The following is a 21,065-nucleotide window of genomic DNA, read 5'->3' on the forward strand; positions in this document are numbered from 1 at the left end:
GGCTGACAACTCGCCCCGCTAAGTCTACTAGCCGTTAAGTCTACTAGTTTCACACCAAGGTGCTTTTATATTGTAGGTTTATGAAAATAAGCTGGGAAAACACCCCACGGACCGGCATCCTACCCCTGGATGTCCTGTTTCCCGGTCCTTTCTTATTCCCGCAACGATTATGGCCATAAATGCCGACAAGGAAGGAACGGCGTATGGCCGTCCCCTCCTTGTCAGTGGTGGGAACCGATCAGCGGATCAGGTTCACTTGCTCTTGGTCATGTTCTCGTAGACCGGAAGGTTCTGCCAATTCATCTCGAAGTTGGAGACGTTGGTGGAGGCCACACCGTAGGCGTTGGCGTAGTACAGCGGAACGGCCGGCAGGTCGTTGAGCAGCACTTCCTGGGCCTGCTGGTACAGCTTGTTGGACTCGTCGGTGGTCTGGGCGGCTGCGGCCTGATTGCACAGATCGTCGAACTCGGTGTTCTTGTAGTCACCGTCGTTCGAACCGTTGCCATCGGCGGCGGAGGAGGAGAAGTTCTGGACCAGATAGTTCTCGGCGGACGGGTAGTCCGGCTGCCAGCCGCTGCGGAACGCACCCTGGACCTTGCGGTCGGACACCGCGGTGCGGTAGTCGTTGAAGGTCGGGTACGGGTTGGTGGCGGCCACTTCGGAGCCGAGGGTGTTGTTGATGGAGTTCACCACGGCGGTGTAGATGGTTTCGTGGCCACCGTCGGCATTGTAGGCGAAGGTGAGCTTGTCATCGGAGGTCCACGGGCTGATGGCGTTGGCCTGCTCCCAGAGTTCCTTGGCCTTGGAGGCGTTGTACTTCAGGTTGTCGGAACCCTTGAGGGAGTCGCTGTAGCCCGGAGTCAGCGGAGAGGTGAAATCGCTGGCCGGCGTGCCGGTGCCGTTGAGCACCTTCTCGCAGATGTTATTGCGATTGATGGCCATGGAGATGGCCTGACGACGCAGGGTGCCCTCCTCGGTGCCGGCCTCGAAGTGCTTCAGATTGGACGGGATGGTGAACTGCTGGATCACGGAGCCGGCCTTGTTGTAGGCCTGCACGGTGGAATCGCTTTCGAAGGTCTTGGTGGCGGAAGACGGCACGGATTCCATCACGTCGAGGGAGCCGGACTGGATGTCGGCGTAGGCGGCCTCGTCCTTGGTGTAGACCTTGAAGGTCACGCCGTCGTTCTTCGGGGTGCGGTTGCCCTTGTAATCCGGGTTCTTCACGAGCACGATCTCGTTGTCGTGATCCCAGGACTGGAACTTGTACGGACCGTTGCCCACCGGATTCTCGCCGAAGGCCTTCGGATCCTTGTAGAAGGATTCCGGCAGCGGGGCGAAGGCGGAGTAGCCGACCTTGATGGCGAACACGGAGTCGGACTGGTTGAGATCCACGGTGAACTCGTTGTCGTTGACGACCTTCAGGCCCTCGAGCTGCTCGTCGCCCTTGAGGTTGTCGGCGTCCTGCAGCTTGTCATAGCCCTTGATGGTGGAGAAGAAGGAGGCGCACTTCTGCGCGTTCTTCGCGTTGGCGGTGTAGCTCCACGACTTGGTGAAGGACTCGGCGGTCACCGGAGTGCCATCGGTAAACTTCCAGCCCTTCTTAAGCTTGATGGTGTACTGGGTGGCATCCGAGTTGGCTTCGATGGACTCCGCCACTTCGTTGGAAGCATTGCCCTTGGCATCGAAGGAAATCAGGCGGGAGAACAGCAGCTCGACCGGCTTGCCGCCGCCGGTCTCGTTGGTGTTGCCCGGGATGAGCGGGTTCTGCGGCTCGGAATTGTAAGCCGTGATGATGTTGTCGCCACTGGAGGCGGCGTCATTGGAAGCGCCGCAGCCGCTGAGCAGCATGCCCAGCGCGCAGGCCGCGGCGGCGAAAGCCAAAGCCTTCTTCTTCATGAAATCATTCTCCTATTCGTTATGTTCGGACCATTGCGGTCCTTGAGTAAAAAACAAGGTGGACGTTGACGCGCGTAGCTTCAGCGCCCACCTGATTTTCACTGGTAGAGAACCATTGTTCCCTACTTAAAGGACAACAATGTGGCGTCTCCGGAACACAGTGTGGAGAAGGGTAGAAAAAGGGGGTCAGTCCGGCGGTCGGCCGTGTGGGACCGGCCGCCGGAATCATCCGGAAGATCAGCGTTTGGTCATTTCATGATATGAGGGGATGTTCTGCCAGGTCATGGTGAAGTTCTTCACATCCTTCGACGCCACGCCTGCCGCATCGCTGTAATACAGCGGAATCGACGGCAGCTGACTGAGCAGGATCTGCTGCGCCCGCCGGTACAGGTCGTTCGCGGTGTCCTCATCTCCGGTCGAAGCCGCACGCGCGCACAGCTCATCGAAGTCGGCGTTCTTGTAGTCGCCGTCGTTGGAACCGTTGCCGTCCGCGGAGGACGAATCATACAACGGCACCAGATAGTCCTGCGGGGACGGGTAGTCCGGCTGCCAGCTGGTGCGGATGGCTCCTGCAAGCGTGCGGGCGTTCACATCGTTGCGGAATTCCTGGAAGGTGGGGATCGGACTGGTGACCGCGTCGATGCCGAGCACGTTCTTCACGGAATTGACGATGGCGTCATACACCGGACCGGCGCCGCCATCGGAATTGTAGAAGAACTGCAGCTTTCCGTCATAATGGGAGATGGCTTCGGCCTGCTTCCACAGCTCCTTGGCCTTCGTCGGATTGTATTCAAGGTTTTCATGCCCTTCGATGGTGCCCGAATAGCCCGGCACCTTCGGCGAGGTGAAGGAATCGGCCGGAGTGCCCAGATTGTTGAGCACCTTCTTGCAGATGGTGCTCCGGTCGATGGCCATGGACAGCGCCCGCCGACGCAGTTGCCCCTCTTCGGTGGAGGTCCGCCAGTGCTCGAGGTTCGATGGGATGGTGACGGTCTGCAGCACGGATCCGGCCTTGTTGTACGGCTGGACCGAGGAATCGGTTTGGAAGACCTTGGCGTCGGCGGACGGAATGGTGTCGAGCACGTCGAGGTTGCCGGCCTGCACATCGGCATAGGCGGCGGCCGGATCGGTGTACGTGCGGAAGGTCACGCCGTCGTTCTTCGCCTTGCGGTTGCCGTGATAGGCCGTGTTCTTCACGACGCTCAGCTCTTGGTCATGGGTCCATGAACTGAATTTGTACGGACCGTTGCCCACCGGCTTCTCGCCGAAGGCCTTCGGATCCTTGTAGAAGGATTCCGGCAGCGGATAGAAGCCGCAATAGCCCACCTTGATGGGGAACACGGAATCGGGCTGGCTCAGTTCCACGGTGAATTCGTGGTCGTTGATCACCTTCAGACCCTCGAGCTGCTCGTCGCCCTTGAGGTTGTCGGCATCCTGCAGCTTGTCATAGCCCTTGATGTTGGCGAAGAACCCCGAACACAGCTGCGCGTTCTTCGCGTTGGCCGTGTAGCTCCATGCCTTGGTGAAGGACTCGGCTGTCACATCGGTGCCGTCGGTGAACTTCCAACCGGACTTGAGCTTGATGTCGTACTGGGAGGAATCATCGTTCGCGGTAATCGATTCGGCCACCTCGTTCTGGGCCTTGCCGTCGTTGTCGAAGGAAATCAGACCGGCGAACAACAGGTCGATCGGGCGGCCTCCGCCTGATTCGTTGGTGTCCCCCGGAATCAACGGATTGGCCGGTTCGGAGTTGAAGGCGGTGATGATGTTCGATGCCGCCGAGGAACCGGAACCGGAACCGCCGCAACCGGCCAATGGTATGGCCAGCAGTGCGAGCGCCGATGCGAAGGCCACAAGCCTGTGTTGTTTCATTATTCCCTCGATTCATATACGCATGGAGCGCGGTCCGAAGGCCGCAGGCTCTTTCATACATCGTGGGAACATGGGCCGTGGCTCGATTTCGCAGCACGCGTACATCGTCATGGCCGATCGACGGCTCAGGCTCGGGGGAATGCCTGCCCGTATCTCGACTTGAGCTGTTCGATGGAAACATGGGTGTATCGCTGCGTGGTTTTGAGCGAGGAATGCCCCAGCAGCTCCTGCACCTGCCGTAGGTCCGCTCCCCCATCGAGCAGGTGCGTCGCCGCGCTGTGGCGCAACGCATGCGGGCTGATGTCGGGTATGCCTGCACGTTGCGCGCAGTCATGCACCACCTGTCTGACCACACGCTGGTCGATGCGGTTGCCTTGCGCGCCGAGAAAAAGCGCGTCCGCCGACCGTGCCCGAACCAGACGGGGGCGTCCGTCCTCAAGCCAACGTCGGATGGATCGCTCCGCCGGCACGCCGAACGGCACCACACGCTGCTTGCTGCCCTTGCCCGTGACCCTCATCGTACGGTTGTCGAAGGCCACGTCCTGCACATCGAGTCCGACCAGTTCGGCGACGCGAATGCCGGTGGCGTACAGCACCTCCAGCATCGCCGCATCGCGCAGGCCGACGGCCTGCCTCCTGACGTTTTTTTTTCTGCGATTCCGGCGGCCGCCCGTCAACGCAGTCCATCAGCTTCTCGGCTTGCGATTCGCTGAGCACGGCGGGCAGCGTATCCGGGATCTTCGGCGTCATCAGCATGGCCGCCGGATTGGCGTTCGTCACGCCGTGCTCATGCGCCCACGAGAAAAACCCCCGAACCGCAACGGTTTTACGGGCCATGCTACTTCTCGCATGCCGTTTCGAGGATTGCGACATCCACATACGCAGGTCCTCTATGGTCACTTCGTTGAGATCCTCGCATCCCAACATCTCCAGCTGCGTCATGCATTCCTCGAGATCGCCGCGGTACGCTTTGCGCGTATTGTCGCTTAGTCCGCGATTAGCCTTCAGATAGGCATCGAAGGCGTTAATCGTATCCGCGAATCGCATGATCATGGCCTCTTTTCGTGAATTCCCTCTGACATCCCTTCCATTATGAGACCTTCTGCCGATAGACTTTATTGGGTACATTCCCCCTAACAGACAGGCGGTATCATGGCACGTCACTCGGTACAGACCCGGCAGCAGGGCGATTCCGGCAACGGGGTCGATGAACGAATCGTGGCAAGGGCCATCGATCTGACGAAAAACTATGGCGGCAAAGACAATCAGGTCACCGCCCTCAATCATGTGGATGTGGAGTTCATGCGCGGTGAAATGACCGCGATCATGGGGCCCTCCGGCTCAGGCAAATCCACCTTGATGCATTGCATGGCGGGACTCGACTCCCCCTCTTCCGGCCAGGTCTTCGTGGAGGGCCTCGAGGTTTCGTCCATGAATCAGAAGCAGCTAACCAATCTACGCCGCGAACAGATCGGCTTCATCTTCCAATCCTTCAATCTGGTGCCGACGCTGTCGGCCGAAGAGAACATCCTCCTGCCGTTGCAGATCGCGAAACGCCCCATCGACCGCGATTGGTTCAAGCAGGTGGTCGACGTGGTCGGCCTTGAACAGCGGCTGACCCATCGACCGAGTCAGCTTTCCGGCGGCCAGCAGCAGCGCGTCGCCTGCGCCCGCGCGATGATGGCGCGTCCTTCGGTGATTTTCGCGGACGAACCGACCGGCAATCTGGATTCACGTTCCAGCCGTGAGGTTCTGGGGTTCCTACGCGATTCCGTGCGCGATTACGGCCAATCCATCGTGATGGTCACGCATGACCCGCGTGCCGCCTCCTTCGCCGACCGCGTGCTGGTGCTGACGGACGGCGAAATCACCCGCGATATGAGCCATCCCACCTACGCCGAGATTCTCGAGGTGTTCGCGGACGACGACGCCGACACCGAAGCCACCTCGACGGAAGGCGCCCAGGCATGATTCGTATCGGTTTGCGCGACGCAAGAAGTCATTTCAGCCGCTTCATCATGTCGATCGTGGCCATCGCGCTCGGCGTGAGCTTCGTGGTCGGTTCGTTCTGCTTCCGTGAGATGCTCGACAGCCAGGTCTCGCAGATGATGGCCACCAACGCCGACCATGATGTGTACGTACGTGGCGCCAAACAGACCAAGAGCGGTTCGACGCTGCTCGCATCGGGCTCGTCGATGGCAAGCTATAACGCCATCGATGTGAACCTTGCCGACGACATCGCCAAGGTGAAAGGAGTCTCATCGGCGCGCGTGGTCTACTCGCTTACCGGCGTGGTATTGGTCGACAACCATGGCGACGCCGTGACCACCATGGGCTCGCCCTCGATGGCGATCGGCATCAGTGCCTCGGCCCCGTGGCGTTCCGCCAAGTTCACCTCCGGCACGTATCCGCAAGGCGAGGATGAGATCGCCCTGCATTCCTTCGCTGCGGAACGATCCGGCCTCAAGGTGGGAGACAAGGCGAAGATCGTCTACTCCGACGGCCCGCATGACGTGACGGTCAGCGGCATCTTCTCGACCTCCGCAAGCCAGGCGGGCGCCATCATCATCGGCGTCGATCCGAGCGTGGCCAAGGCGCAATCCGACAAGCAATCGGACGATGCCGACAAGACCGCACAGATCTGCGTCTACGGAAACGCGACCACGCCGTTGAGCGAGTCCGAACAACAACGGCTGGCGGACCGCATCAACAAGGCGCTGCCCAAGGACTCCCAGGCGCACGCCGTCACCGGGGATGAGTACCGCGACGATTCCACCAAGGCCACGCAGGATTCGCTCGGCTTCATCCAGCCGCTGATCCTCATCTTCGCCGTCATCGCGCTATTCGTCGGCTCGTTCATCATTGCGAACACCTTCTCGATGATTGTACGTGAGTCGATGCGCGGATATGCGCTGCTGCGTTCCATCGGTGCCTCGCCGGCACAGGTCTTCTCCACGGTGATCGTGCAGGCGATGCTGCTCGGCCTGGTCGGTTCGGGCGTGGGCATCGCGCTCGGCTGGGGCATGGTGCGGCTGATCGTCATGGGGTTGGCGAATATGGGATTGCCACTGACCGGCGCCGCCGATCCGTCCATCTCCGATATGGTGATCGGCCTGATCGTGGGCGTGCTGGTCACGTTGGTCGGCGCGGCGTTGCCCGCGCGCAACGCCGCGCTTGCCCCGCCGATTCAGGCGATGAACGAGACGGTGAACCCGGAAAAGCCGGTACGTCTGCGTGGCATCGCCGGCACGATCATGGTGGTGCTCGGCTTCGGCGGCTGGGCGTTCGCCTGTGCCATGGCCGCAACGGACGGCGATGGTCCGACGCCATGGGATGCGGTGAACCACATCTCCATCGGCTGGCCGCTCGGCATCGGCGCGGCGTTGATCGTGATCGGCGTGATCATGGCCGGACCGGCGTTCGTCTCCCCGGCCGGCAACATATTGGGCTGGCTGCCGTCGAGGATCTTCACCGTCACCGGTCGGCTCGCGACGCGCAACATCTCCCGTTCCAAGAGACGCACGTCGAATACCGCCGCCGCGCTGTTCGTAGGCGTCGCGATCGTCAGCTGCCTCGGCGTGGTGGCCTCGTCGGCGAAGGCCTCGGTCAATTCCTTGGTGGACAACGGCTTCGAAGCCGATTTCGCCGTGACCTCCGCATCCTTCGGGCGGCTGCCCGATGAGGCCATAGCCGACATCAGGAACACCGACGGCGTCAAAACGGTCACCACGAACCGTCTGCTGACCGGTGTCAAGTATGATGGCCGATCCGCCGGTGGCGTGACATTCGCCACGCAGACGCACCTGTTCACCGACGTGTTCGCCGCGGAGACCACCGAAGGCGATGCCGTCAAGGCACTGAGGAACGGCGAGCTGCTGGTCGGCAAGAACATCGCCGAAGACCGGGGTTGGCATGTAGGAGACCGGGTCGAGGTCTCCGCCGAGAACACGGTGGTCGACAAGGAGGCCACCGAGCAGGCCCAGGCCGATTACCAGGCCCAGGTACAGGCGCATGTGCAGGAGCTGCAGAACGAGGCGCAACGGATGGCCGCATCCGGTGATCTGGCGGGGGCGCAGGCCAAGACGAACGAGATCCAGCAGTATACCGCCGATGCGCAGAATATCGATCCGCAGACATTGGTCAGAACGAAGAAGGAGACCACGCACAAGACGATCAAGATCGGTGCGATCGTGTCGAATTCCGTGTATCGCGACAATGTGATGCTCAACGATGACATCGCCGAGCAAATCGGCAACAAGCAGACCATGTTCCCCATGTCCCTGTACGTCAAGGCCAAGGCCGGCACCGACATCGCAACGGTGAAGCGGAACATCAAGAACGCCGTGAAGAAGTACTACACGATTTCGGTGTTCGACCGCGACGAATACAAATCGACGATGAGTTCGCTGATCGACCAGGTGCTCATGATTCTGTATGCGCTGTTGGCATTGTCGATCATCATTGCGATTTTCGGCATCGTGAATACGCTGGCGTTGAATGTATCGGAACGTACCAGGGAGATCGGTCTGTTACGGGCCATCGGCACGTCACGCGGGCAGGTGCGTGGCATGCTCGGCATCGAGGCGGCCGTCATCTCCGTGTTCGGCACGGTGATGGGATTGGCGGTCGGTGTCTCTGCCGGCGTGGTGATTCGCGCCGTCTACGCCTCCGAAGGATTGGAGACGCTTGCGGTTCCGTGGACGCAGTTGCTGATCTTCCTCGCGCTGTCAATCGTGGTCGGCCTGGTCTCCAGCATCTCGCCGGCATCCCGCGCCCTCAGGCAGCCCGTCCTCGATGCCGTGGCCAGCGAATAGGTCTAGACTGGCGGTAAACGGTTCAACGAAGGGGACGATATGCCGATTCCACATGAGATTCCTACCGGTGCACGCATTGTGGTGCGTATCTGCGAAGGAGTGGATCCGACCGACCAACGCATGAAATTCCGCGATTTCGTCGGCCACGTGCGCTCCTGGGACGGTCAGACGCTGGAGCTGCTGCGGGACGCGACCGCCAATGGCTCACGTCCCGCGCAGCGTGTCGGCATTCCCGCCGACACGATCGTCACGATCAAACCGATCCCCGAACGTTCCATGACCCGTCCACGGCCGTAACGCCGTTCCGCCGAGCGTCACACGGCGGAACGGATCTGGACGTCAACCGCATGGTCATCGGTGAAGCGGATGATGTGCTCTCCCCTGCGGGCGGATTCCAGCAGCATCTGCTGCCAACCTTCCGTAGGGATCTCAAGCGGAATCGTCTCGCGATCCTTCTGGGAGCCGGACCGTTGCATGGCGGCCCTGTAATCGCGGAACGGCTGCCCCTGCGCAAAGAAACGAGTCATCTCCCTGGCGTCGCTTTCCTGGGTGGCGACGGTCTGCAATGCTCCGACGCCCTGAGCTTGAACGCCGTGCAGCACATTAGCCATCAGCGTCAGACGGTTGGCCATATTGCGCAACAGCAGCTCCACGTTGGCCGCATCCTCTTCGACCATGGCACGCGTGCGCTCCGGATCGGTCAGCGCCACACGGGTCATGTCACGCCAGGACCCCGCGGCGAGCGCGGCGGCGATATTGCGATTCGGATTGACCACAAGCTCGTTGATCATGGCCGTGGCGATGACGTGCGGCATATGCGAGATCAAGGCGGCGCAACGATCATGCGTGGCATCGTCAAGCACGATCAGACGATTGGCGCAGGCATCGGTGACCATCTTCGCGACGGCAAGGAACCGCCGATAATCAGTATGGTCGTCCACGGTGATGGCCCACAATGCATCGTCGTATAGTGCGGGATCCGAGGATTCCCAGCCGGACAGCTCGTTGCCGGCCATCGGATGCGCGCCGACGTAGCAGCCCTCCAGTCCGACGGCCTTCACCTGGTCACGCACCATGCCCTTGACGCTGCCGACATCGGTGAGCGTGGTCGCGGTCTGGTCGATCAGCGGCTTCAATACGCCGAGAATCTGCGGCATGGCCTTAAGCGGATTGCACAGCACAAGCACATCGGGTTTGCCGTCGGCCAGGGCCGCCAGCGTCGGTGTGCAGACGATGCCGTCCGCCTCGGCGGTCGCATAGGGGCGGTCGTTGTGGTTCCAGGCCGTCACATCGCAGCCTGCGTTGGCGAGCCTACGTGCCAGCGAACCTCCGATCAGGCCCAATCCCACGATTGCGATACGTTGCTTCGCCACATCAGCTCCCTTCTTACCGTACCGTCGTTCTGCCAATCCTCGGGCAGATGCCTGTCATCAAGGCGTACTCCGCCCTGCGGCAGCATCCAGCTGGTCACCGGCGGGCTTGGCCGTTCCCTGCGCGGGTAGACGGCCAGGGTCTTGGCCCAGTCTCCATGTTCGGCGATCTCCACGAGCGCGTCGTGGAACCGCTGCTCCCACGGTGCCGCATCGAATGTGGCGATGAAGCTGTAGGTGCCGTCATGCCCTTTGATCGGGCGTGAGATGAAGCTGGTCATGTTGAGTCCCGCATCGCGGAACACGTCCAGCAGATCGGCAAGCACGCCCGGGCCGGTGACCAAGGGGATGAGCGTCAGCACCGATTCATAATCCACATCGGCTTGGGATTTCGGCCGTTCCAGCAAAGCAGCGACCTCCTCCCGGCGGGCCAGCACGAGAAACTCGGTGCGCGCACCCTGATAGTCCTGTACCGCGCTGCCGACTCGTTCGATGTCATACAGATCGCCGCAGATACGTGGTCCGAGTGCGATCTCGCCAGGCTTAAGGTCACGGCAGGCGGCGGCGTTGGATGATGCCGGCGCCGGGTCAAGACGATGTTCGGCGATGAATCGCCTGCACTGTGCAAGGCCATGCGGGTGAGCCGCGGCGACGTGGGCGTCCTCCAATCCGGCGCCGGGCATCGTGTAGGCGTCGAATTCGACGTTCACGCCGATGCGGGCGAAGCCGACCAGATCCCGTGCGTCGATCAGAGCATCGAGATTCGGCACGACATAGCCCTCGACGTTGTTCTCCCACGCGATGACGCCCCAGCCTTCGCCATTTTGCGCGGCCTGCATGATCTGCGGCACACCGTCACAGGCGATGAGGTCAAAACCCTCGGGTACGGACGATTGCAACAGTTCGGCCGCGTTGACCGCCGCCTGATGCGTGAACGTGCCTTGGGGCCCAAGATAGAACAGCTTCCGTGCATTCATATCTTTCCGCTCCTTTTCCATGCCTCCCTGCACCTTACCGTAGCGGTGGCCCGCAATGCGGCGCTATTCCATCGGTTGGGCGTCCTCGTCCGTACGAGGAGGCATGACGAACCAGCGTTTTGGCAGCAGCAGCATGATGCATGGAATGAGCACGACGCCGTACAGCCAGCAGTAGCCGGCGTAGTTGCTGAAGAACGGCAGGTTCGCCTCACTGCCGAAACCGACCGGGATCAGGGCGTCGCCGCCCGGACCATAGCCTGCCATGACCGTCCATACCACCAGCGACGAACTGATGAGGTGCAATGCGAGTCCGACGATGCCGTCACGTGAGCGGGCGCACCATGTGGAGAGGATCACGATGAGGAAGGCCAGCACCAAGCCATACGGGATGTTCATCGAAGCGCCCATACGGTGGGCCATCGTGCCGACGGCGCCGACGGCCGCGCCGGAAAGCAGATCGATGAGGAGCCGTATCGGCACCGGCTGCCGATGCGACCATGGCAGCAGTCCGCGATCATCGTTCCGTGTCATATTCGCCACTATCCGCCTCATTCCTTAACCATTCCACCGCAACGATTCCATCTCACTGTATACCCCTCGCACAGGAAAGGAAAAGGAGAGATGCGCATCCGCGCATCTCTCCCCTTTCAATCAGCGATCACTTGCCCTGCTGATTGTTCTGGCGACGCTGCTTGGCGCGCCACTTGTACCAATCCTCACGATTGAGGATGATCTTGCGGATGCGGATGGACTCCGGAGTGACTTCCACGCACTCATCCTCGTTGGCGAAATCCAGGGATTCCTCAAGACTCATCTTGATCGGCGGGGTCAGGGTTTCCAGCACGTCGGCGGTGGAGGAACGCATGTTGGTCATGTGCTTGGCGAGCGTGATGTTCACATCCAGCTCGTCCGGCTTGTTGTTCACACCGACGACCTGTCCCTCATACACCGGGGACTGCGGTTCGACGAAGAAATTGCCGCGGGCCTGCAGGCGCTGCATGGCATACGGGGTGGCGACGCCCTTGCGGTCGCAGACCATGGAACCGTTCTGACGGGTCACGATCTGGCCGGCCCACGGAGCGTAGCCTGCGGAGATGGAGGCCGCGATGCCGGTGCCGCGGGTGGCGGACAGCAGGGCGGTGCGGAAGCCGATAAGGCCACGGGACGGCACGGTGAACTGCAGTCGCACCCAACCGGTGCCGTGGTTGGTCATGTTGTCCATGCGGCCCTTGCGATCGGCCATGAGCTGGGTGACGGTACCCATATACTCCTCCGGCACGTCGATGGTGGTGTTCTCCATCGGCTCGTTGATGGCACCGTCAATGGTCTTGGTGACCACCTGCGGGCGGCCGACGGTCAGCTCGTAGCCTTCACGCCGCATCTGTTCGGCAAGCACGGCCAGAGCGAGCTCGCCACGACCCTGGACCTCCCAGGCATCCGGACGCTCGGTCGGCAGCACCTTGATGGACACGTTGCCGATGAGCTCGCGATCCAGACGATCCTTGATCATACGGGCGGTGAGCTTGTGGTCCTTGCCCTCGGTGCCGGCCAGCGGCGAGTCGTTGATGCCGAAGGTCATGGAGATGGCCGGATCGTCGACATGGATGAGCGGCAGCGGGCGCGGATCGTTCGGGTCGACGATGGTCTCGCCGATCATGATGTCGTTCACTCCGGCCACGGCGACGATGTCGCCAGGGCCCGCGGAATCGACCGGGGTGCGCTCCAGACCCTGCGTACGCAGCAGCTCGGAAACGCGGAAGTTCTCGATGGAGCCGTCCACACGGGACAGGCCGTAGGTCTTGCCCTTCTCAAGCACGCCGTTGTAGATGCGCACCAGGCCGAGTCGTCCGAGGAAGTCGGAGGAGTCGATGTTGGCTACATGGGCCTGCAGCGGCGCACCCTCCTCGTATTCCGGGGCCGGAATGTTCTTGATGATGGCCTCGAACAGCGGTTCGAGATCGTCGTTGTCCGGCAGACCGCCGTTCTCGGGCTGGTTGTCGGAGGCGTAGCCGGCCTTGGCGGCGCAGTAGATCACCGGCAGGTCGAAGAGGGCATCCTCATCGAGGTCGATGCCCTCTTCGATGACGTCCTGCGCCAGACCCAGCAGCAGGTCGGAGGCCTCGCCGACGACTTCCTCGATACGGGCGTCCGGACGATCCACCTTGTTCACGCACAGAATAACCGGAAGCTTGGCTTCAAGGGCCTTGCGCAGCACGAAACGGGTCTGCGGCAACGGGCCTTCGGAAGCGTCCACCAGCAGCACGACACCATCGACCATGGAGATGCCACGCTCGACCTCACCGCCGAAATCGGCGTGTCCGGGGGTGTCGATGATGTTGAGGGTGATGCCTTCCGGATGACCGTACTTGGCGGCCAACGGGCCGGTGTACTGCACGGCGGTGTTCTTGGCAAGGATGGTGATGCCCTTTTCGCGTTCCAGATCGTTGGAGTCCATGACACGATCCGGCACTTCCTCACGCTCGTTGAACACGTGGGACTGCTGAAGCATGGCATTGACCAGGGTGGTCTTGCCATGATCGACGTGTGCCACAATAGCTACATTTCGAATATCGCCGCGAACCGCCATCGAAACCTCTCTTAATATTGCTGTTCTTTGCGTAACCGTTCGGTACGTGATTGGTTATCTATCTGCACTTACACACAAACCGAACCAATCCTAGCGAAGCATTACGACAGACGCGACATCAGTCTTCGAGCTCCTTGCCGGTACGCTCGGGCAGGCATAGGGCCGCCACGCAGGCGAGGATGAACGCCACGGCGAACACGCTGAAGGCCACAGCCTTGTTGCCGCCCGACAACGTCAGGAACCACGGCATGAGCAGCGGTGCGATGATGGCCGCCACGCGGCCGCATGCCGCCGCCGCGCCCGCAGCCGCACCACGCAGACGGGTCGGGTAGATTTCCGGCGTTACGGCGTACAGCACGCCCCATGCGCCAAGATTCGAGGCGGACAGCAGCATGCCGAAGCAGAGCACGGCGGCCACGGAACCGGCCTGGGAGAATGCGAACGCCGCCACTGCGGACACGGCGAGGAAGATGCTCAGCGTCTTGCGTCGGCCCCAGATCTCCACCAGCCATGCGGCCAGGAAGTAGCCCGGCAACTGCGCGATGGCGATGGCCAGCGTATAGCCGAACGATTTGGTCAACGAACCGAACTGGTCGGCCAGCAGCGATGGCATCCAGGTGAAGGCCCCGTAATAGGAGAAGTTCACGAAGAACCACGTGGCCCAGATCGCCGCGGTACGGGCGATGTACTTCCCGCCGAACAGTTCGCGGGTCCCGATCTTCGGCAGCGGCCGGCCCTTCGGCGAGGCCACCGGTTCGACGCCACCGGCCTGTTCGAAATAGCGCACGGCCCGCTCGGCCTCACGTTCACGGCCTTTGGATTCCAGGAATCGTACGGATTCCGGAATGTGCATGCGCGTCACGATGGCGTACAGCAATGGCAGCGCGCCGATGAGCAATGCCCAGCGCCAGCCCCAGTCCCCGGTGTTCGGGATCACGAAGTAGCCGATGCATGCGGCCACGATCCAGCCGACGGCCCAGAAGGATTCCAGCAGCACCGTCATGCGGCCACGTTGTTTGGTCGGCGAGAACTCGGAGACGAGCGTCGAAGCGACCGGAAGCTCGGCGCCGAGGCCCAGGCCGATGATCAGTCGGGCGATGAGCAATGCCGCCAGCGACCACGACAACGCCATGCCGCCGTTGGCCAGGCCGAAAATCACCAATGTCGCGGAGAAGACCGTCTTGCGACCGACTCGATCGGCCACATATCCGCCAAGCGCCGCGCCGATGGCCATGCCGACGAAGCCGATGGACAGTACCCAGCTTTTCTCCGTCGCCGTCAGATCGAAATGCGGGTCGGCTGCGATGGCGGCGACCACGAACGATACCAGGCCGACGTCCATGGCGTCGAACGCCCATCCGATGCCGGAGGCCACCAGCAGTTTGCGGTGCGCCTTGTTGAACGGCAGTCTGTCAAGCCGTTCGTTGCGGGTAAGCGTTGCCGCTGAATTCACGACCGTCGATTGAACAGTTGCCATAAATATCCTCTTCTTCCCTTGGTTGTTATTTCCGAAAAACGAATCAGGCGATCGCCTACCGCGCCTGCATGGTGGGCGCGGTGCCCCGAGGCTCCGATGAGCGTCGCAATGTTGTGCAGGACTCCTCCACCGCAGCTGCGATCCGATTGATCTCCGCCCGTTCCAAAGGTTCCCGGAAGGTCATACGGACGGCGGATTTCGCCACTTGCGGCTCGTAGCCCATCGCCAGCAATGTCTTGGGGATCTCATGTCGTCCGACGGCGCAGGCCGATCCCGACGAACAGGCGATGCCGCGTGCATCCAAATCGACCAACAGCGCCTCTCCGGACACTCCCGGAAAGACGAAGGAAGCATGCCCCGGCAGCCGGCACTCCGGATCGCCGGTGAGCCGGGCATTCGGCTCCACACGCAAAACGGCGTCGATCAGACGGTTCCTTGATGCAATCAGCCGCCGATATCGGTTACGCATACGCACGGTCGATTCATGCAGTGCGATGGCAAGTGCGACCGCCCCAGCCACGTTCTGCGTACCGGAACGCAGACCCCGCTCCTGCTCTCCACCGCTGATAAGCGGTTCCACAGGCACCCGTGCACGTATCAATAGCGCACCCAATCCTTTCGGCGTGCCGAATTTATGCCCGGACAGGCTGAGGGCATCCACGTCCCATTCGCGCATGCGGATGGGAATCTGCCCGACCGCCTGCACCGCGTCCACATGCACGGGAACGTCATGGCCGTGGGCGATACGCACTATCTCGTCAATCGGTTCGATGGTACCGACCTCGTTGTTGGCCAGCATCGAGGACACCAGAACGGTGCGGTTGCGTATCCCGCCCTGATCGGGTAATTCGGTCTGCGTCAGGGCATGCCGCAACGCGTTCACATCGATATGCGCCTGCCCATCGACCGGAATCGTCACCACCTCGCACCCAAACCAGCGTTCCAGCCATTGTGCCGACCGAAGCACCGCCGGATGTTCGACCGACGATATGATGATGCGAGGGCGGATCCGCCCACCAAGGGTTTCGCGTAGCATCTTCATACGCGCCATCGCAATACCCTTGACCGCGAGATTGTCGGCCTCGGTGCCGCCTGATGTGAACACCACGTCATCCGGCCGCGCGCCCAAATCGGCTGCCAGCGAAGTCCGCGCCGCTTCAAGGGCCCGGGCGGCCGTACGGCCGGCACCATGCACGCTCATCGGATTTGCGTAGGCTTCGGTCAGAAATGGCATCATCGCGCCGATGACATCCGGATCGACCGGCTCCGTGGAAGCCGCATCCAGGTACAGCTCCATCAGTCCCAGTCCAATCCCAGATCAATGCTGCGCACACTGTGGGTGAGGGCTCCTACGGAAATCACGTCGACGCCGGCGGCCGCAACCGCAGGTACACGCTCGATCGTCATATTGCCGCTGGCCTCCACTATGGCGCGGCCATCGATACGTTCCACTCCCTTGCGAATATCCTCTACGGAGAAGTTATCAAGCATGATGGTGTCGGCACCGCCCGCGAGCGCGGCACCGATCTGGTCAAGGCGGTCCACCTCCACTTCGATATGCATGGTGTGCCCCACCCGCTCGCGAATATGCCGGATGGCCTCGGCCATATCGATGCCTTGGTCATGGAGGGCCGCCACATGGTTGTCCTTGATCATCACCGCGTCGGAAAGACCGTACCGGTGATTGAAGCCACCTCCGCAAGTAACCGCGTATTTGTCGAAGGACCGCAGTCCCGGTATGGTCTTACGTGTGTCGGCGATTCGCGTATGGGCATAGGTGCGGGGTCTGTGGCGATTATGGACGGATTCCGCCTGCGCCACGGCGTGCACAAAGGCGGCCGTCATGGTGGCGATGCCACTCATATGCTGCACGAAATTCAGCGCCACACGCTCGGCGGTGAGCAGATCGCGTACCGGTCCCGAAATCTCCGCCAAGGTCCGTCCCACGGTGAAGGCATCGCCGTCAGTGATGGCCGGAACGATGACGATGCCCGGATTCTGCTCCCTGAATACGTCGGCGAATATTGAGATGCCGCTCATAACGCCATTTTCGCGCGCTACAAGACGCACCTTGCCCCGTGCCTCGACGGGAATCGTCATGGCACAGGTGATGTCGCCGTAGGGAGCATCCTCTTCAAGGGCGGCCCTTATGGCCTTTCGAATGATCTGGCGGGTCAGCATGTCGTACGGTCCCTTCCGCTATGCCAACTGATACGCGATGGAATGCGCGATGGTCGGATTGCGCTTGGGATAATCCTGACGTGTATGCGCGCCGCGTGATTCGCAACGGTTTCGTGCCGCAATGGTCGCCACGTAGCCTGCGGTGAGCAGATTGCGGTTTTCCAGCATTGTGATGCGTTCCGCATTATTGCGCGTCATGGCCGCGCACGTCGCTCCATCATTCGCCATGGCAAGCGCATCCGACAGATAGTTCGCCGCCTCATCGAACCCATCGCCGTCGCGGATCACGCCGACATGCCTCCACATTTCATGCTCGATCCGTTCGCGGTTCCATGGATGGTGCCTGCCAGGCGCATCCGGACTTGCCTGGACCACCGGCATGCGCAACATCATGGGCCGTTGCGCAACCGGCAGTCCGACGATTTCACTATTGATGAGATCCTGCGGTCGCCAAACGGTATCATCCTCATCCCGTACTGCGGCGAGACCGGCCCGATATCCATATACCATGCCTTCAAGCAGCGAATTCGATGCGAGCCGGTTGGCCCCTTGTACGCCGGTGCGGGCGCATTCTCCCGCCGCATACAGACCCGGAATGCTGCTGCGCGCGAACAGGTCGGTGCGGATGCCACCCATCCAATAATGTGCGGCCGGCGCTACAGGAATCGGCTCCTTGCTCCAATCGAAGCCGAGCGAACGCGTATAGGCGTCAATGGTCGGGAACCGTCTGCGCAGAAATAACGCCAAATCGGAATGTCTTTTGACCATGGGAGACATGTCGAGCATAACCGGTTTGCCACCTTGTGCCTGCATGACGCGGAAGTTGGCACGAGCAACCACATCTCGGGGTGCGAGTTCCGCCTGTGGATCGATGTCGGTCATGAATCGATGCCCATGCTCGTCGAGCAATACCGCGCCTTCGCCACGCACGGCCTCGGACACGAGGAAATGCTCACCCACCGCCATCGCAGTCGGATGGAATTGGTAGAACTCCAGGTCGGCCACTTGGGCTCCGACACGCAATGCGGCGGCAAGACCATCTGCGGTCGCGACGGCCGGATTGGTAGTGTACGGATAGAGTTCACCCGCGCCTCCGGTGGCGAGAATCACACGGTTCGTACCGATGATGCGTGCTTCGGCATCGCCTTCGCCATCGCATGTCAACAGCCTGACGCCGGCGATTCGGCCATCCCGTATCAGCAGATCGTCCAAAAACGCATGCTCGAGCACCGTGATGCGCGGATTGGATCGTGCCATGGCGCAGATATCAAGTTCCAGCACTTTACCGGTGGCATCCCCACCGGCGTGCACCACTCGGGAACGGCAATGCGCCGCTTCCAATCCACGCAGTACGTTACCTTCCGAGTCACGATCCACATGCCAGCCCGCCGCAATCAGTTCACGTACACGCCGGGCCCCCTCATCCGTAAGCACATCGACGGCGGCACGGTCGCACAGTCCATGACCGGCGGCCATGGTGTCCGCGGCATGCAATGCGGGGGCATCGTCGCCGAAGATGGCCGAAGCCACACCACCCTGCGCATGAAAGGTGTTGGACTCCATGAGATCGTCCTTGCATACCAACAGCACATCATCGGCGGCACGGTCATCAGGTCGGATCATGCCCGCATATCCGGTGCCGGACAGTCCTTCGCCTCCCAACCGCTTATCACCGGCCGCGGCGAGCGCCGCACACAATCCGGCCACGCCTGATCCGATCACGACGATCACGGATGCACCTCCAACATGCGCTGCAATGCCACCTTCGCTTCACCGGCCGTGTCGGTGTCGACGGTAACGCGATTGACGATATCGCCCCGCTCGATGCTTTCCAACGCCCATGCCAAGTAGGCCGGGTGGATTCGGTACATCGTGGAGCAGGGACAGACCACGGGGTCAAGGCAGAACACGGTCTTGTCGGGGTGTTGCGCGGCCAGACGGTTCACCAAATTGATTTCGGTTCCGACTGCGATCGCCGAACCAGCAGGGGCATTGGCGATCTCCTTGACGATATAGGCGGTGGAGCCGGTACCGTCGGCAGCGTCGACCACGTTCATGGAGCACTCGGGATGCACGATCACCTTCACACCCGGATATGCCCTGCGCGCACGCTCCACCTGTTCCACGGTGAACCGCTGATGCACGGAGCAGAATCCCTTCCATAGGATCATCGCCGCCTTGTCGTAAACGGCCGGATCCGCGGCACCGCCGGAGGGTTTGTACGGGTCCCACAGCGGCATCCGATCGGGCGAGATGCCCATGGCACGGGCGGTGTTGCGTCCCAGATGCTGATCGGGGAAGAACAGCACGCGTTTACCGCGGGCGAAGGCCCATTCGAGCACGGCATGCGCATTGGATGACGTGCATACGATGCCGCCATTACGGCCGCAGAACGCTTTCAACGAGGCCGCGGAATTCATATAGGTGACCGGTACGATCTGCCGCCGGCCATCGGCATCCGGCCGGGTACCGCAGATTGCGCCGAGCTGCTCCCAACAATCCTCGACTTGGTCGATATTCGCCATGTCGGCCATGGAGCAGCCAGCAGATAGATTCGGCAGGGTCACGCTCTGCTCGGGCATGGAAAGGATGTCGGCGGTTTCGGCCATGAAATGCACGCCGCAGAACACGATGTGGTCGGCATCCGGTCGCTCGGCCGCATGCTTGGCGAGTTGAAAGGAGTCACCGACGAAATCGGCATGCACTATGATTTCGTCACGTTGGTAGAAATGCCCCAGAATCAGTATCTTCCCGCCAAGTCTGGCCTTGGCATCCCTGATACGCTCCTGCAGCTGCTCACCGGAGGATTCACGATATTCCTGCGGAAGCACCCGCTGTCGGGGCATATTGTCCGGTAGCGGATCGAACATGGACGCCCCCGGACCATAGCTGGGGCGGACGGTATCGAAATGCCACGGATCCTGCGCCAGTCCGGAGTCGCAGGTGCCTTGCGCACCCAGCCGGGCGATGATCTCGTCGACGGATGGCGACGACAGTGTTGCAGCCATGCTGCATTCCCCTCTCTTATCCTTCTTGTCATGTTGGTACGGATCCGTAAGACCCCGTGCCGAAGGTCAGACCGTCGTGAGCGCGGAGAGCGCATCATCCTGCGGATCACTATCGGACGCGGCGAAATAGGGCCTCGTGTCGGCGACGTTCCATGGTGCCGGCTGAGCCACGCCTTGCTTGTAGCGGTAGACCGTGGCCGGCCGGTTACGGCCGACGCGCAGTTTGTCGCCGGTGTCCTCGAGCAGACCGGAGGCGAGCATCTTACGGCGGAAGTTCGCCAGGTCGATGCCCTCCCCTGCGATCGCCTCGTAGACGTCATGGAGTTGGCTGAGGGTGAAACGGTCGCCCACCAGGCGCGCGACGATGTCGGGATATTCGATTTTGCCGCGCAGCCGTTCCATGGCGTAGTCGACGATGGCGCGGTGGTCGAAGGCGAGTTCCGGCAGATGGTCCACGGGGAACCACGAAACGTTGTCGCCGTCGGCGAACCCGACCTCCTCACCCACGCTGCCGACCAACGCCCAGTAGACGATGGAGACCATGGGCAGGCCTCCGTGGGATCGCGATGGGTCGCCGAAGGTGTAGAGCTGCTCGAGATAGTGCGGATGCAACGACGTGGTCGATTCCAACGCCGCATAGGCCGACTGCTCGAGCGAATGGCCGGCGCGCAGGTCGCCGCCCGGCAGGGCCCATTGCCCAAGGAACGGTTGGCGCACGCGTCTGACCAGGGGCATCCACAGTGCATTGCGGGTCTGATCGGTCCGGTCATCCGCCTGTGCGGCGGGCCCGAGAGCAAGAATCACCACGGATACGCCGACCTGTGGAGGTTGCCTGCGCCTTTCCGAGACGTTGCCCATGATCATAGCGGCCTCGATTCGTCAG

15 protein-coding genes and 1 pseudogene are annotated in these 21,065 nt (G+C 61.6%); 3 read left to right on the plus strand and 13 right to left on the minus strand.

Annotated features, from left to right (window positions below; all coding sequences use genetic code 11):
• Window positions 1-252: 252 nt before the first annotated feature.
• From BMOU_RS00820 to xerA, 3 genes and pseudogenes are all read right to left on the minus strand, one after another.
• On the minus strand, window positions 253-1,896 hold the full coding sequence (locus tag BMOU_RS00820; protein ID WP_034873838.1) for a peptide ABC transporter substrate-binding protein: 1,644 nt from the start codon (window positions 1,894-1,896) through the stop codon (window positions 253-255).
• A gap of 237 nt (window positions 1,897-2,133) precedes the next feature.
• Entirely contained in the window at window positions 2,134-3,768 is a 1,635-nt protein-coding gene (locus tag BMOU_RS00825) for a peptide ABC transporter substrate-binding protein (protein WP_034873840.1), read from the minus strand.
• Between the two features lie 125 nt (window positions 3,769-3,893).
• Window positions 3,894-4,815: pseudogene (gene xerA, locus BMOU_RS11735) on the minus strand (site-specific tyrosine recombinase/integron integrase).
• 105 nt (window positions 4,816-4,920) lie between these two features.
• Here xerA and BMOU_RS00835 point away from each other — a divergent pair.
• From BMOU_RS00835 to BMOU_RS00845, 3 genes are read left to right on the plus strand one after another with little or no spacing between them, the layout of a single operon-like run.
• Window positions 4,921-5,739, plus strand: coding sequence for an ABC transporter ATP-binding protein (locus BMOU_RS00835; protein ID WP_034873842.1), 819 nt, complete (start codon window positions 4,921-4,923; stop codon window positions 5,737-5,739).
• Window positions 5,736-8,582 carry an ABC transporter permease gene (locus BMOU_RS00840; RefSeq protein ID WP_034873844.1) on the plus strand — a complete coding sequence of 949 codons (2,847 nt, stop codon included), beginning with the start codon at window positions 5,736-5,738 and terminating at the stop codon, window positions 8,580-8,582. The genes BMOU_RS00835 and BMOU_RS00840 overlap by 4 nt, the downstream gene beginning before the upstream one ends.
• 39 nt (window positions 8,583-8,621) lie before the next feature.
• Window positions 8,622-8,879: a DUF6725 family protein gene (locus BMOU_RS00845; protein WP_034873846.1), complete on the plus strand. Its 258-nt coding sequence runs from the start codon at window positions 8,622-8,624 to the stop codon at window positions 8,877-8,879.
• Between the two features lie 17 nt (window positions 8,880-8,896).
• Here the strand turns inward: BMOU_RS00845 and BMOU_RS00850 are convergent, their stop codons facing one another.
• From BMOU_RS00850 to BMOU_RS00895, 10 genes are all read right to left on the minus strand, one after another.
• Window positions 8,897-9,955 carry a prephenate dehydrogenase gene (locus BMOU_RS00850; RefSeq protein ID WP_034873848.1) on the minus strand — a complete coding sequence of 353 codons (1,059 nt, stop codon included), beginning with the start codon at window positions 9,953-9,955 and terminating at the stop codon, window positions 8,897-8,899.
• Entirely contained in the window at window positions 9,916-10,929 is a 1,014-nt protein-coding gene (locus tag BMOU_RS00855) for a prephenate dehydratase domain-containing protein (RefSeq protein WP_051428839.1), read from the minus strand. Before BMOU_RS00855 ends, BMOU_RS00850 begins: the two co-directional genes overlap by 40 nt.
• Window positions 10,930-10,992: 63 nt before the next feature.
• Window positions 10,993-11,460, minus strand: coding sequence for an alcohol dehydrogenase (locus tag BMOU_RS00860; RefSeq protein WP_235143628.1), 468 nt, complete (start codon window positions 11,458-11,460; stop codon window positions 10,993-10,995).
• 127 nt (window positions 11,461-11,587) lie between these two features.
• Window positions 11,588-13,516 (minus strand): translational GTPase TypA, encoded by a 1,929-nt coding sequence (typA, locus tag BMOU_RS00865; RefSeq protein WP_034873852.1) that lies wholly within the window; start codon window positions 13,514-13,516, stop codon window positions 11,588-11,590.
• A gap of 118 nt (window positions 13,517-13,634) precedes the next feature.
• Complete coding sequence (locus BMOU_RS00870) at window positions 13,635-14,993, minus strand: MFS transporter (RefSeq protein ID WP_034873854.1); 1,359 nt, start codon at window positions 14,991-14,993, stop codon at window positions 13,635-13,637.
• A gap of 55 nt (window positions 14,994-15,048) precedes the next feature.
• Window positions 15,049-16,290: a cysteine desulfurase family protein gene (locus BMOU_RS00875; RefSeq protein WP_034873856.1), complete on the minus strand. Its 1,242-nt coding sequence runs from the start codon at window positions 16,288-16,290 to the stop codon at window positions 15,049-15,051.
• The gene (gene nadC / locus BMOU_RS00880) at window positions 16,290-17,174 is read right to left on the minus strand and encodes a carboxylating nicotinate-nucleotide diphosphorylase (protein ID WP_034873858.1); all 885 of its coding nucleotides are present in this window, start codon (window positions 17,172-17,174) and stop codon (window positions 16,290-16,292) included. Before nadC ends, BMOU_RS00875 begins: the two co-directional genes overlap by 1 nt.
• A gap of 18 nt (window positions 17,175-17,192) precedes the next feature.
• On the minus strand, window positions 17,193-18,905 hold the full coding sequence (locus BMOU_RS00885) for an L-aspartate oxidase (RefSeq protein WP_081738442.1): 1,713 nt from the start codon (window positions 18,903-18,905) through the stop codon (window positions 17,193-17,195).
• Window positions 18,902-20,182 (minus strand): quinolinate synthase NadA, encoded by a 1,281-nt coding sequence (gene nadA, locus BMOU_RS00890; RefSeq protein WP_034873863.1) that lies wholly within the window; start codon window positions 20,180-20,182, stop codon window positions 18,902-18,904. The genes BMOU_RS00885 and nadA overlap by 4 nt, the downstream gene beginning before the upstream one ends.
• A 66-nt stretch (window positions 20,183-20,248) precedes the next feature.
• Window positions 20,249-21,046, minus strand: coding sequence for an NUDIX hydrolase (locus BMOU_RS00895; protein ID WP_034873865.1), 798 nt, complete (start codon window positions 21,044-21,046; stop codon window positions 20,249-20,251).
• Window positions 21,047-21,065 lie beyond the last annotated feature (19 nt).

Source organism: Bifidobacterium moukalabense DSM 27321 (assembly GCF_000522505.1).
In the GTDB taxonomy this organism is placed as follows: Bacteria; Actinomycetota; Actinomycetes; order Actinomycetales; family Bifidobacteriaceae; genus Bifidobacterium; species Bifidobacterium moukalabense.